Source organism: Undibacterium sp. WLX3042, from assembly GCF_049544825.1.
Classification (GTDB): domain Bacteria; phylum Pseudomonadota; class Gammaproteobacteria; order Burkholderiales; family Burkholderiaceae_D; genus Undibacterium.
In genome coordinates, this window is sequence record NZ_CP186698.1 from 2,399,386 (window position 1) to 2,412,407 (window position 13,022).

At 46.6% G+C, this 13,022-nt stretch carries 11 protein-coding genes and 1 pseudogene; 11 read left to right on the plus strand and 1 reads right to left on the minus strand.

Annotation, left to right across the window (positions count from 1 at the left end; all coding sequences use genetic code 11):
• The first annotated feature begins 173 nt into the window (after positions 1–173).
• The 7 genes from ACPAOP_RS10895 to ACPAOP_RS10925 all read left to right on the plus strand — a co-directional run bounded on the left by ACPAOP_RS10895 (position 174) and on the right by ACPAOP_RS10925 (position 9,257).
• Complete coding sequence (locus ACPAOP_RS10895) at positions 174–2,219, plus strand: TonB-dependent receptor plug domain-containing protein (protein WP_423707992.1); 2,046 nt, start codon at positions 174–176, stop codon at positions 2,217–2,219.
• Between the two features lie 17 nt (positions 2,220–2,236).
• Complete coding sequence (locus ACPAOP_RS10900) at positions 2,237–3,220, plus strand: ABC transporter substrate-binding protein (protein WP_423707994.1); 984 nt, start codon at positions 2,237–2,239, stop codon at positions 3,218–3,220.
• Entirely contained in the window at positions 3,217–4,542 is a 1,326-nt protein-coding gene (locus tag ACPAOP_RS10905) for a diguanylate cyclase (protein ID WP_423682162.1), read from the plus strand. Before ACPAOP_RS10900 ends, ACPAOP_RS10905 begins: the two co-directional genes overlap by 4 nt.
• Before the next feature lie 472 nt (positions 4,543–5,014).
• Entirely contained in the window at positions 5,015–6,760 is a 1,746-nt protein-coding gene (locus tag ACPAOP_RS10910; protein WP_423707995.1) for a glutamine--tRNA ligase/YqeY domain fusion protein, read from the plus strand.
• A 100-nt stretch (positions 6,761–6,860) separates the two neighbouring features.
• Complete coding sequence (locus tag ACPAOP_RS10915) at positions 6,861–7,952, plus strand: AAA family ATPase (RefSeq protein ID WP_423707997.1); 1,092 nt, start codon at positions 6,861–6,863, stop codon at positions 7,950–7,952.
• Positions 7,952–8,635 (plus strand): DUF3226 domain-containing protein, encoded by a 684-nt coding sequence (locus ACPAOP_RS10920; RefSeq protein WP_423707999.1) that lies wholly within the window; start codon positions 7,952–7,954, stop codon positions 8,633–8,635. The genes ACPAOP_RS10915 and ACPAOP_RS10920 overlap by 1 nt, the downstream gene beginning before the upstream one ends.
• A gap of 403 nt (positions 8,636–9,038) precedes the next feature.
• Entirely contained in the window at positions 9,039–9,257 is a 219-nt protein-coding gene (locus tag ACPAOP_RS10925; RefSeq protein WP_423708000.1) for an addiction module protein, read from the plus strand.
• A 308-nt stretch (positions 9,258–9,565) separates the two neighbouring features.
• On the opposite strand, the pseudogene ACPAOP_RS10930 reads toward ACPAOP_RS10925, so the two are convergent.
• A pseudogene (locus ACPAOP_RS10930) lies at positions 9,566–9,928 on the minus strand (integrase core domain-containing protein); the annotation flags it as partial.
• 332 nt (positions 9,929–10,260) lie between these two features.
• On the opposite strand from ACPAOP_RS10930, the gene ACPAOP_RS10935 reads away from it, so the two are divergent.
• The 4 genes from ACPAOP_RS10935 to ACPAOP_RS10950 all read left to right on the plus strand — a co-directional run bounded on the left by ACPAOP_RS10935 (position 10,261) and on the right by ACPAOP_RS10950 (position 13,022).
• Complete coding sequence (locus ACPAOP_RS10935; RefSeq protein ID WP_423708001.1) at positions 10,261–10,686, plus strand: hypothetical protein; 426 nt, start codon at positions 10,261–10,263, stop codon at positions 10,684–10,686.
• 40 nt (positions 10,687–10,726) lie between these two features.
• Positions 10,727–11,506 carry an SMEK domain-containing protein gene (locus ACPAOP_RS10940; protein WP_423708003.1) on the plus strand — a complete coding sequence of 260 codons (780 nt, stop codon included), beginning with the start codon at positions 10,727–10,729 and terminating at the stop codon, positions 11,504–11,506.
• A gap of 675 nt (positions 11,507–12,181) precedes the next feature.
• Positions 12,182–12,739: a hypothetical protein gene (locus ACPAOP_RS10945; protein ID WP_423708005.1), complete on the plus strand. Its 558-nt coding sequence runs from the start codon at positions 12,182–12,184 to the stop codon at positions 12,737–12,739.
• Positions 12,732–13,022 (plus strand): hypothetical protein, encoded by a 291-nt coding sequence (locus tag ACPAOP_RS10950; protein ID WP_423708007.1) that lies wholly within the window; start codon positions 12,732–12,734, stop codon positions 13,020–13,022. Before ACPAOP_RS10945 ends, ACPAOP_RS10950 begins: the two co-directional genes overlap by 8 nt.

Consider the following 13,022-nt stretch of genomic DNA (forward strand, 5'->3'; position numbering starts at 1 on the left):
TGTTCAGCCATACTTTTGCCGAAGAAACAAAAAGTTTTGCTTTTAAAAAAATTCTCTGTTCCGTTTTATGAAAAAACCACGGCAGATAAGCAGCAAAGTTGCATCGGCACGACATCTGCGTGTAAGTGCTGTGATAAGCTCAAATCAAGTACTGATGTCTTCTGGAGCTTATTTTGCCTACCGTTTTTAGCAAGTCGGATGCTGTATTTTTGCATCACAGATCACGCTGCACATACAGACATTTGTTTGCTGCTTTGTTATCTCTTCCTTATCTGAGTTCACACGCGGCAGTTGTCGGAGAATCGGCTGAACGGGGCGAATCGATTTTTCTTGATGATATTCCCGTGGTTTTATCTGCCTCGCGCTTATCTCAGCCTATTAATGAAGCGCCAGCGGCGGTCACCGTCATTGATAAGCAAATGATCAAGGATTCCGGCGCCTGGGATCTGTCTGAAATCTTCCGTCTGGTTCCCGGCATGTATGTCGCTTATCATGCCGATCCTTATTTCTCCGCAGACAGTACGGTTGCCTATCATGGTATGGTGACAACCACCACTTCCGACCGCATGCAGGTACTGATTGATGGCCGCTCGGTGTACTCCGGGCTGTTCGGCGGGGTCAACTGGAGCGATGTCCCCATTGTTCTCGCAGATATTGAACGCATAGAAGTTATACGCGGCCCGGATTCAGCCAGTTATGGCGCTAATTCTTATCTTGGTGTCATCAACATCATCACACAGCACGCAGCAGAGTCGCGCGGCGCATCGGTCTCACTCTCTTATGGCGACAGCCGCTCTGAGGGAGTGTTCCGTTACAGTGCAAAAAGTGGTGACCTCAGCTATCGCCTGACTGCAAGTATGCGTAAGGACGACGGAGAAAATACCTTCATCCAGCATCCGACCTCGCAGGATAAATACTGGACGCTGAATAAATACGATAACAAGACAATCCAGATTTTCAATCTGCGTACCGATTATCAGCTCAACGCCAGCGACACGCTGGAGTTTCAGTTTGGCTACAATGGTGGCCCGCGTGAAGTCGGCGAATATAAAAACGTCTCAGCTCTTACCCGGCAAGCTGAAAATCATTTTGAAATGCTTTACTGGCGTCGTGCTCTGGAATCTGGTGGTGAGTTATCTGTGAAAGCGTTTCACACCCAGGAAAGAGTCAACGCAAAGTTGCAGGACTCTGATGGCATCAGCGATGGTGATGCGAGATTCAGCCGTTTCGATCTGGAGGCGCAACATACCTTCTCGCCCTTCAAGAATGCCCGCCTGGTCTGGGGTGGCAGTATCCGTTACGACAACACATATGCGCCGTATTACCTCGGTGTCGGCGACAATCAGTATCTTTACGGCGATTTTCCCTACCATCTGCAAAGATTGTTCGGCAATCTGGAGTGGCGCTTTTCTCCCGATCTGGTCTTGAACGCAGGCGCAATGGCAGAACGCAATACCTATACCGGCAGCGATGTCACTCCGCGGATTGCGCTGAACTGGCATGCCACTCCTGAACACACATTCAGAATCAGTCATTCACGTGCAACCCGCTCACCATCTGTGTATGAAAAGGTGTACGAAGGTTACTGGCGCGGTGCCGATATGTACCCTAATCTGCCACCGCTGCAAACGGAACGCGTCAAATCTACAGAAATTGGTTATATGGGGAAAATCGCCAGAGCGGATGTCGATTTCCGTATTTTTTATGATGATTACAGCGAGTTGATAGATGTCCGTAAAGAAAAATCAGCCGCCAGCGGTAATCTAAATGCAGGTCGTGCATTAATGCGTGGCTATGAATTACAAGTCAAAGCGCCGATAGGCGAATCAACCCGCATTGTGTATGGTTTATCCGGCGGCACAGTCAAAAGTGATGATGTGAATGGTGTGATTTACAGCGACTCTTTACCTAAATACAACCATAGCCTGTTGCTCAGTCATAAATTCAATGAGCAATGGCAAGGCAGTCTGGTCGCCTATCAGGTAGCAAAAACCAAATTCAATGCGACTGATTACAATCCTGTTATGAATCGCGGCTATTATGTCGACGGCAATCGCCGCTTCGACGGACGCCTTGCCTACCAGTTTAAAATGGGCGGCAATCAGGCCGAACTCGCACTGATCATACAAAACATTGCCAATGCGCATTATTTTGAATATCGCCACGATAATGAATTTCCAGGACGCTTAACCAGACTGAAACTGAAGGTCGATTTTTGAATCATGCTTATTACATCATGAGATTCTGGCACCTTCTGGTCAGCGCCGATTGGCGACGTACATGGCTGGTCGGCCTGTTCGGAGCAGCGCTCATGCTATTTTCCGGCATGAGTGCATCGGCATACACACTCGAGAGCATCACCGTCGTCCTCAGTGATGAAGGCGGAGCCTACGAAGAATTTGCCAGTCATTTCAACAGTCTTCTGCAGCCAGCGAATAAAACCTCCGTCAAATTAGTTTCGCTGAAAAATGTCGCAAATGACGACTTCACCCGTACCAATAACAACCAGCTGGTGATCGCCGTCGGCACGCCGGCGATGGTGGCGATGGCACAAAAACCCGCCAGCAATGCAGTATTGAACGTATTGGTACCGCGTGCGACTTTCATCAAGACGGCAAAGCAATACAACCGCAGCCAGGATCACCGGCGTTTCTCAGCCGTGTATATGGATCAGTCGTGGACGCGCCAATTGCGGCTGATACGCTCGACAATGCCGACAAAGCCGAAAGTCGGCATACTGCTGGGCAAAGAATCCAGCGAACATATTGCTAGCCTGCAGAGCGCCGCAAAAGAAGCCGATGTGACCTTGAATATTGAAACCGTCAACGATGATGCCGACTTACTGAATGCCCTGCGCCGGCTCCTGAGCAGCAGCAACGTGATACTCGCGGTACCTGATACGCAGATCTACAACCGCAATAATATCTCCAGCATTTTATTGACCAGTTATCGTCAGCAAGTGCCTTTATTCGGTTTCTCCGCATCCTACGTCAAGGCAGGCGCACTCGCGGCGGTCTATAGCTCTCCAGCCCAGATCGGCCAGCAGGTGGCAGAAATCATCAGCAATTTATCCTCTGCCAGCAGCCTGCCCGCGCCGCAATACCCGCGCTATTTTTCCGTCAATACGAATCCACAAGTAGCACGCTCGCTGGGCCTCAGTATCGATTCTGAGAGTGAAATTCAACGCCATCTCAGGCAATTGTCGGAGCTGGCACAATGAAAAACTGGCAGCTCTCAAAACGTATCCTCTTTATCGCCCTGGTGCCTGTCTGGGCCATCATGATTCTGCTAACGATACTGATCGTGGTCGTTGGTGTTACTGAAATCGATGGCGCGCTGAAGGCACGCGGTGCGCTGATTACCCGCCACCTCGCTCCCGCCTGCGAATACGGCGTGTTTTCGGGTAATCGTGAGGTGCTGCAATCAATGGCGCAGGCGATCATGAAAGAAGATGACTCGCAGGCGGTGATTATTACCGACACCGAAAGGCATATTCTCGCTATCAGCGGCAAACCCGACGCACTCACTGCAGAACACCAGCGAGCAGCGATGGAAGGCCGTATCTCCAAAGGCAAAGGCAGTCTGATTTTCGGTGCACCGATTTACCAGGGCAATACCGAAGGCGACGCGTTTGATTTATTTGACAGCACGACGAAAGAAAAATCAGAAAATGCCAAGTTGCTGGGGTATGTGTATCTGGAGCTCAGTACCGCCTCCAGTCAGCGCAGTAAAAACCTGTTTGCGATTGTCAGCCTGCTGATCGGCATCATCGGTACTGCTTTTGCATCCGTACTGGCGCTGCGGATGAGTAATGATCTGACACGCCCGCTGTCGCGCCTGATTGATGGTGTACACCGCATGGCGCAAGGCGATTTCAGTACCCGCATCGTCGCTAATTCCGGTGGTGAAATTCAGGAACTTGAAGACGGATTCAATAATATGGCGTCTGAAATTCAGCGCAGCCACGATGAAATGCTGGAAATCAACGCCAATCTGGAAAAAATGGTCGGTGAACGTACCCGCCAGCTCGAACTGAAAAATCAGGATCTCGAATATCTTTCCAATACTGACCGCCTGACGGGCTTATACAATCGCTTCAAACTCGAAACAATACTTGAGGAAGAACATCTGCGCAGTCAGCGCTATGGCAGCGATTTTGCACTGACCATTATTGATGTCGATAAGTTTAAATCCGTCAACGACACCTACGGACATCAGGTCGGCGATCAGGTACTGATCAGCATCGGCAAAATCCTGCAGAAAAACGTGCGCAGCAGCGATGCGGTCGGACGCTGGGGCGGCGAAGAATTTATCGTTATCTTCCGCGAAACTACCGCAGAAGACGCGATTGCTGTTGCTGAAGAACTGCGTGCTGCGATCGAAGCCTACGAATTTGAAACTATAGGCAAACGCACCGCCAGCTTTGGCGTTGCCGCTTACCGCCATCCTGACAATATCTCAGAAATGATACGGCGCGCAGATAACGCCCTGTATATCGCCAAACACAATGGCAGAAACCGCGTCGAATACAAAGAAGACTGAGAGTGTGAAAGAGGCACAAAGACAGTTTTCAACGGTAATGTCTGAGCGATCTCAGCCCCGCGCCGGCATCGATATCTGAATCAGCAAATTAAATCAGGGTAATGCCGGTACTATGTCCACGTCATCCCGCATAGAACAAGCTGACCTGCGCATGCTGTTTTATCGTCAATCCCTGCCCTGCCGTTACCACTGGATTCTGCGCCCGGCAACTGACAGGCCAAACGCCAACACCCACACCACAAACCGCCCTCAAACAAATGCGCTTTCTGTGCTGCGCTACGGTAAAATGCTTGTCATCCCATTATGGAAGCACTGAATCGCATGTTCGCTCATGAGCACAGATGAGGTTGGGCGCCCCTTGCGCATCACCTGCGTAAAGCAATTCACCAGACGCCGCCTGCCATCTGCCTGCCTGTCAACGAACCAGCGCGCCGGTCTCGTATCCAACATTTTATTTTTATCGGTTTAATTTATGAGCAACGACAACAAAAATAAGGCAGCAGCAGAAACCGCCGCACCCGTTTCCAATTTTTTACGCGCCATTATCGATAACGACAACGCCGCAGGTACTTACAAGCGTGATGGCATGCCAACCGTCATCACCCGCTTCCCGCCAGAACCCAACGGCTACCTGCACATCGGCCATGCCAAATCGATCTGCCTCAATTTCGGTTTAGCCCGCGATTACAACGGCGTCTGCCATCTGCGCTTCGACGACACCAATCCAGAAAAAGAAGATCAGGAATACGTCGACACCATCATGGACAGCGTTAAATGGCTGGGGTTCGACTGGCAAGCCTCGGCACAAAACGGCGGTGGCAATCACCTGTATTACGCCAGCAATTATTTCGACACTTTTTACGCGATTGCCGAATACCTGATTAATGCCGGTCATGCCTACGTTGACAGCCAAAGCCCTGAAGACATGGCGGCGAATCGTGGTGATTTCTCACGCCCCGGCGTGAACTCGCCTTTCCGCGACCGCACAGCCAGCGAATCGTTGGATTTATTCCGCCGCATGAAAGCCGGTGAATTTGCTGATGGCGCTCACATCCTGCGCGCCAAGATCGACATGGCATCACCCAACATGAATATGCGCGATCCGGCCATCTACCGCATTCGTCACGCCCATCATCACAATACCGGCGACAAATGGTGCATCTACCCGATGTACGACTACGCGCATCCGCTCGAAGACGCAATCGAAAACATCACGCACTCGATTTGTACTTTGGAATTTCAGGATCACCGCCCGTTCTACGACTGGATCATCGCCCGCGCAGCCGAAGGCGGCTTCTTCAAACAACCCGTGCCACGCCAATACGAATTCGCGCGCCTGAACTTAACCTACGTCGTCACCAGCAAACGCAAACTGCGTCAACTGGTAGAACAAAACATCGTCAGCGGTTGGGACGACCCGCGCATGCCCACCATCGTCGGCATCCGTCGCCGTGGCTACACACCAGAATCCATCCAGCTTTTCTGCGAACGCATAGGCGTGACCCGCTCTGATGGCTGGATCGATTACAGCACACTCGAAGGCTGCCTGCGTGAAGACCTCGACCCGAAAGCAGCACGCGCCACCGCCGTGCTGCGCCCGTTGAAACTGATCATCGACAACTTCCCTGAAAGCGAAAATATTGCCTGCAGCGCCCCCGTTCACCCGCACCACCCGGAACGCGGCAACCGCGAATTCACCATCGGCAAAGAACTGTGGATAGAACAAGAAGACTTCATGGAAGAACCCGTCAAAGGCTACTTCCGCCTGTTCCCCGGCAACAAAGTGCGCCTGCGTTACGGCTACGTCGTTGAATGCACCGGTTGCGATAAAGATGACAACGGTAATGTGATTGCCGTACATTGCAACTACTTCGCCGACAGCAAATCCGGCACTGAAGGCAGCGCGAATTACAAAGTCAAAGGCAACATCCACTGGGTCAACGCCGCCGATGCCTTAGAAGCCGAAGTACGCCTGTACGACCGCCTGTTCACAGATGCAAACCCGGATGCAGGCGGCAAAGACTTCATGGCCCTGCTCAATCCAAACGCATTAGAAATCGTCAAAGCCTACGTAGAACCAGGCATGAAAGACGTGACACCTGATACACGTTTGCAATTTGAACGCCACGGCTATTTTGTCGCAGATCGTGTGGATTCTGTGGTCGGGAAACCTGTGTTTAATCGGGTGACTACTTTGAAGGATGGTTGGGGGAAGTGAATTGATCCGATCAAAATAAACTTATAAGCATTTTAATTTATTATTTATTTAACTCAACGCGAATATTCTGACAATAAAATTCACGATGCAAAAGGCAAATATGGCTACCGGATTCTTCTTCAAGTCTCTTGAATTTAGGAACTATCGAGGATTAAGAAAACTTAATTTAAAAGATCTAAAAAGGATAAATATCATCGGAGGCAAAAATGGCGCGGGAAAATCAACCATTTTGGATGGGATTTTTCTAACACTTGGAAGAAATAATCCTTTTGCATTACTGCGTCCATTTCAGATTAAACAATCAAACGTCGCATTTCCTGATGGTCTAAATTACCTATTTAGCGACCAAGACATAACAAGCGAAGTCAATATATGTGCTGATCTAGCTAATAGTAGAAAACTAAAACTTGTACTAAGAATGGAGCCCGTAAAAGAACTTCATGTGTCAGCATTCAATGGAATATCGAACCGAATTAGTTCAACTATTAGTACACAAAGCTCAGATACTGGCGTCAAATGTGAAATGTCGATAACTGATTTTAGTGGAACAAAAACCGATAAGATTTTTTATTGGCAGCAATCTGCCGAACAACTAAATCTTCATATAGAAAAAAATAATGGCGCGATTACGCCGCATGCGGTAATCGTTTCGGCTGGATTATCTGGTAATCCGAAAGAAGATGCTGAACGATATAGCGTGCTCGCAAAATTGAATAAAATTGGAAAATTAATTGAAGTACTTCAACAAATAGATCCTGAATTGAAAGGACTGAGTCTTTTCCAAGAAAATGGAAACCCGGTACTTTATGCTGAATTCAAAAACGGGGACATTAGGCAGACTTTCCTTCTCGGAAGCGGCTTCCAGTTGATTTTATCAGTTTCAATGATGCTAATGACGATGAAAGATGGCATTTTTCTATTCGACGAAATTGAAAGCTCGATTCACTATAAATTTTTAGAGGAATTTTGGAAACAAATAACAAAGTTAGCCAATGAAAATAATGCCCAAATTTTTGCAGTAACTCATTCAAGCGAATGCATTGCTGCAGCAATACGAGGAATTACATCTACAGGAAATATGCAAGACCTAAATTATATTAGGTTAGAGAACAGAGGATCTGAAACAGCAGCGATTCAATATACCGGTGAAGAATTAAGTGATGCTTTTGAATTTAATTCTGAGGTGCGCTAATGTCAAATTCTACAAAAGCTATTTTCTTCAAAGAAGGGCAAGAATTTAATCGACAAAGGGAAACATGTCCATATGTAATTTTTGTTGAAGGAACTGATGACGCACACTTTGTAGACACTCTCCTTTCTGATATTGGTGCATCTACAGATGTTGTTGGAATTGTTATAGTGGGAGGCAAAGGTAATTTTCCAAGTTTTATTAATTCCTTTTGCAAGCAATCAAATTTTACTCAAGGCACGACAAAAGGAATTGCAATTATCAGAGATGCGGACGAGGATCATCTTGCAGCGACCAAGGAAGTTCAAGAAATTTTTCAGAAAATTTCTAGTATACAGATCAACAACGCGAGCCCAATACGAGACGGAAATTATAGGTTTGGATTTTATTTACTTCCAAAAGAGAATGAAAATGGAGACTTAGAAAAATTGTGTCTCGAAACTGTTAAAGATGAACCAATTGAAGTACTTGCTGAGAAATTTATTCAAGAAATCCAAAGTCTTAATCAGACCGATCAATTAAATCAGATCAACAAAAGAAAAACACAAACGTACTTGTCTGGCGTTATTGGTGAAATTTGCAAAGGCCCCGGTCTTGGTATCAAAAGAGGGCATTTCAAGTTAGATCATCAAGCATTATCTCCTTTAAAACAATTTTTAAAAGATTTTATTCCTTCAACTCAGTAAGTCATGTTGGAACATGTGCTGACTAAAGTAGCAAGCGTAGCGAGCTTATCACTGTAGGGTGCGCCATGCGCACCGTTTCACCGGACTTCCTCATTTTTTACGCCGTTCGTTTTTCCATCATTGGTGCGCATGGGCACACCCTACTTAATTTTTATGCGGCTTGTGGCGTGTTTTCGGCCTGCAAGCCGCATTTTTATTAGGGGTTCATTTTAAGAATATTGACGAGTCATCGCGTTGAAAGCGCGCTGTGATTTTATTTCTCGCGCTTCGCTCAACGTCAAATGTGCCGAAGGGCAGCAAGCGTAGATCGAAGTTTCCAACACTCTCATAAACAAGCCTGCCTCGTCATTCGCAGAAAAATCTTCTACAATCCAGACACGCTAGCAAAATTCAGGTGAACGCAATGAGCACATTACTCGATGAAATCCAGCAACTGGGTATCGCTGAACGCATACAATTGGTAGAGGATTTATGGGATAGCGTTGCCAGCCGCACATCAAATTTTCCGATAACCGATGCGCAAAAAGCGGAGCTTGATCGGCGTTTAGCCAAACGTGGATCTGCAAAACCAAGTGGCGTCAGCCTCGATCAGATAGCACAAAAACTCGGCGTCGCCATATGAGTTTGTCGGTCATATTTGAACCGGATGCAGAGCAAGAAATCATTGAAGCATTTCAATAGTCTGAGGAACAATCCTTTGGCTTGGGTGGCGAATTCCTCCGTGCTGTCAAACAATGCGAAGCAATACTCTCCCGCAATCCCCTTCAATATCAAATCCAATACAGAGAAGTACGCCGCGCATTTTTGCGGCGTTTCCCTTACGCGTTGCATTATCTAATTGAAGAAAACACTGTCTCGGTATTAGCGTGCTTTCATTTCCGCCGAGACCCCAAAGCCTGGCGGTGAATGTCAAGGTAGTTGTCGCCTGAATCATGCAGCCTTGAGGGATAGACCCTGGTTGGCTTTTGTCTGGCGCTCTGGGCAATCTCGATCAGGATTGAGCGTGACCACGGCGACGTGATCCCAGTTGCGGGTATTGCGCGCCCAGCGTTGCGGCTTTTGCTGCTTGGCACTCAGGTACAGGCGGTCTCGTGCAGCCAGGATGTCGATGTCCTGACCGCTGTGACGCTGTGCAGGTGTGACGTACTGGATGCCACAGTGGCGGTGCTCCATGTTGTACCAATGCGCGAATTGGCTTGCCCACTGGCGAGCCGCCTGTAGATCAGCAAAGCCCTTTGACGGGAACTCGGGCCGGTACTTGGCCGTGCGGAACAGCGACTCCACAAATGCGTTTGTAAACCTCCCCCAATCAGTGCCAGGTATTACTAGAGTTTTGAGGTTGATGAAATAATCGGTATTCAACAGGTGTCATCCCGTTGAGCGAATCATGTGGACATTGCTCGTTAGCCAGTATCTGGCTGTCACTGAATTTGGATGTTTTCATCAAGAATCTCCTGCGTTGATCATACGAGAAAATTCTACTTTTAGCGTCTGTTAATTTTCGGGATGATTACCCGCCCACGCCTTGCCAACGGTTCCTGTCTAGGTTTTCGTCGCGATTCGTCAACAGTCCCAAAGAACGGTTTTTAGACTTTACTTACATCGGCAGTAATGGCGAACTATGTATGTCTCATAGCTTTCGATTAAAACACGGGTATCAGAAATCGGACGCCGTTGTCCCTCTGCCGGAAAATATCGAGCAAATGTTCGTTGAAGCCTTGGATAAGGCACGTGCAACAATGCGTCTGATCGGGGAAAAAAGTCCATACGAGTGTGTTGCCCAAATTTCTGGTGGCATTCGCCATAGCGTGTTACCTATTCTCGGTGTTGATGGACGGACCAATGGCGCTTTGACAAGTGTTTGCGACGAAATATCGATTGAATTGACATTCGTAATCCCCTCAGAAGAAGTATCGTCAAATAAGATGCTTCTACCGTTCTTTTTCAGGCTTTGGGAATCTTTGCGGACAAAAAGGCCTGTATATTATGATGACTTGAATAGTTCAGATCTGCGGTACGGTAACAGCCATCAAATACATCAGGAATGCTGACGCTGGGTGCCAAATTAACCAAACATTATTGAGGACTCTTATGCCACTGGCATCTGCAAAAACGTTCGAAGAAATTTTGATGTGGCTTTCAGTACTACGATATATCTTTAAATCGAGGAGCAAAAGAAAGCTCTATGATTTAAATAAGCAGGCAGAGCGTTTTTTTAGGGACATTCTCAACAAGGTCGAGAATCTTCAGCTAGAAGACCTTAATGAAGAGAAGGCGAATGCTGCAGCAATTGATCTCGGCGACAAGGCCAGTAAAATTTGTATACAAGTTACAGCCGAAAATTCCTCTACGAAAATCAAAGACACATTAAACGGCTTCATTAACAATGAACTTTATAAGACGTATTCAAGGCTCGTGATCTTAATCATTACGGAAAAGCGAAATTATTCAAGCAATTTCGACACCAAAGGGAAATTTACATTCTCTAAAAATAGCGATATTTGGGATATTGACGATTTGCTAGAAAAAATTGAAATGCTCAAGCTGGGAAGGGCTGAAGAGCTAAAGGAGTATATTTCTAAAGAGCTTGCGCCTATAGTGTCCGCTTTCGCAGCTCCAGAAAGTTTGCTCGCTAGGGTTGAGAAACTAGTTGATTTGCCGCCTCTAACAGCGAAGAAATTTTTGACACATATAGGCTACGAGCCAGACGATGGTTATTGGAGTGATGAGTTCAAAAAGATCAAAATATTCTATGAAAGGCTTAAAAAATTCTCTCGCAAGCAGAGAGAATATCTATTGCTTATTATTGACAGGGGGAGATATCAAGCCACTATGGAAAAAATAGAATTCGAATTTTCCCCTCTGAATTAGACAACATGCTGTTTCTTTCTGAGGGTGAGCGGAGTCAATATTTCCAGGTTTTGGAGAGTGCTAGACTTGCGTCAATTGACCCGGACGACTATCCAGTAAAAATCGAGCTTCATTTTTTGCTTGAATCTAAGGTTGACCTTTTTGTTTTGCTTAAGGAGTATTGCAGTTCGGAGGATTTGATGAAAAAAATTCTTGTTGACTGTGATTTTACGGCGCTAGATTAGTGCCTCCAAACTCGTTTGTAACACTAACGGCCTGCCATGTAAAACTGAGAGCCTTTCCCATAGAGTGAGTGAACCGCTCTAGTTCACCAAGTCAGCTGTCTTATCGTTGCTTTACACCTTTACCTATTCTGACTGGCGAGGATTCTGCTTGCCAGTTTAAACCTCGGTCCTCTATTGTCCGTTTTGGGGCGACTTCCGCTTGCCGCGACAAAGCGTGAACCCTCTGGGCGAGAAAGATGCTACTCTAGCCACAAATGACTAGGTTCGGCCAAGACCGGACGGTCAAAGGGTATGCTGTTGATTTGCATTTAAAACTAATTCACATTAATTAATCCACCTTGCAACGAGGCACCATGATCGAAGATGTCAGCATAGCGTTTTACCATGTTTGCAACGAAGCAATGATGCTGATATCATCGAGCCTTCCCGTTGAAATTGCTATTGTTACAATATGATTGCTTTTGAAGGATTCCATGGAACGAGTAAAGCAGCCTCGGAGAATATATTAAAAACGGCATTTCTTAGAAGCACCAAGAAAGATGAATGGCTTGGACACGGCATTTATTTTTTTGTGGACGGCATATCCAGTCCAGACCTAAATGCTGATCATTGGGCCAAATGTAACTCTCGGGATAGCGTCGCCGGAATACAGAAATACAATGATTATGCTATTCTTAAATCAGATATCAATGTAGATGAGGATTTTCTGTTGGACATCACCACTATTGAAGGGTTGAAGCGCTTCAATATTGCGAAGGAATTTTTCTTCAACAAGATGATTGAAAACTTCGACTTCCACAAGAAAGCCGAGCACAACTGCATTCTGTTTAATTACTTTGTTAAGATGCTTAAGTCTCAGGCTGTGAAGCATAACTTGTATATTAAGAACAAGCGGGAACGAATAGCGGGGTTACGACTAAATGTCCCTAACACAACCGTGTTATGTGTGATCAACGCAGCTTCAATTGGTCACACACAAATAGTGAAAGAAGGAAAAGTAAATGAATGAAGCATTCTTACAAAGAGCGCTCAAAATTATTGAAGCTCTTACTCCGGAAGAGCTAGAGTCGAGCATGGCCGAATATGGGATCGAATTCACAAGAAAATATACATTTTTTGAGGACGTCCCCATGGACTTTGGTGCGCAAGACCCCGTCATTGCGCCTGTTATGGATCTGGACGCAAAGCTAAAATCTTTCGTAAATGACTTGGCGCTTGATATCGACTATTCACTTATAAGCCCAGTTCAAAATAAAGCAGTTAATGATGATTCCTATATGATGGCTGCCTGA

Bases quoted from the DNA above. Each gene is read 5' to 3' on its own strand.
- ACPAOP_RS10940 (WP_423708003.1), top strand. From the start codon at position 10,727: ATGCCACTGGCATCTGCAAAAACGTTCGAAGAAATTTTGATGTGGCTT.
- ACPAOP_RS10920 (WP_423707999.1), top strand. From the start codon at position 7,952: ATGTCAAATTCTACAAAAGCTATTTTCTTCAAAGAAGGGCAAGAATTT.
- ACPAOP_RS10925 (WP_423708000.1), top strand. From the start codon at position 9,039: ATGAGCACATTACTCGATGAAATCCAGCAACTGGGTATCGCTGAACGC.
- ACPAOP_RS10910 (WP_423707995.1), top strand. From the start codon at position 5,015: ATGAGCAACGACAACAAAAATAAGGCAGCAGCAGAAACCGCCGCACCC.
- ACPAOP_RS10935 (WP_423708001.1), top strand. From the start codon at position 10,261: ATGTCTCATAGCTTTCGATTAAAACACGGGTATCAGAAATCGGACGCC.
- ACPAOP_RS10945 (WP_423708005.1), top strand. From the start codon at position 12,182: ATGATTGCTTTTGAAGGATTCCATGGAACGAGTAAAGCAGCCTCGGAG.
- ACPAOP_RS10900 (WP_423707994.1), top strand. From the start codon at position 2,237: ATGAGATTCTGGCACCTTCTGGTCAGCGCCGATTGGCGACGTACATGG.
- ACPAOP_RS10905 (WP_423682162.1), top strand. From the start codon at position 3,217: ATGAAAAACTGGCAGCTCTCAAAACGTATCCTCTTTATCGCCCTGGTG.
- ACPAOP_RS10950 (WP_423708007.1), top strand. From the start codon at position 12,732: ATGAATGAAGCATTCTTACAAAGAGCGCTCAAAATTATTGAAGCTCTT.
- ACPAOP_RS10915 (WP_423707997.1), top strand. From the start codon at position 6,861: ATGGCTACCGGATTCTTCTTCAAGTCTCTTGAATTTAGGAACTATCGA.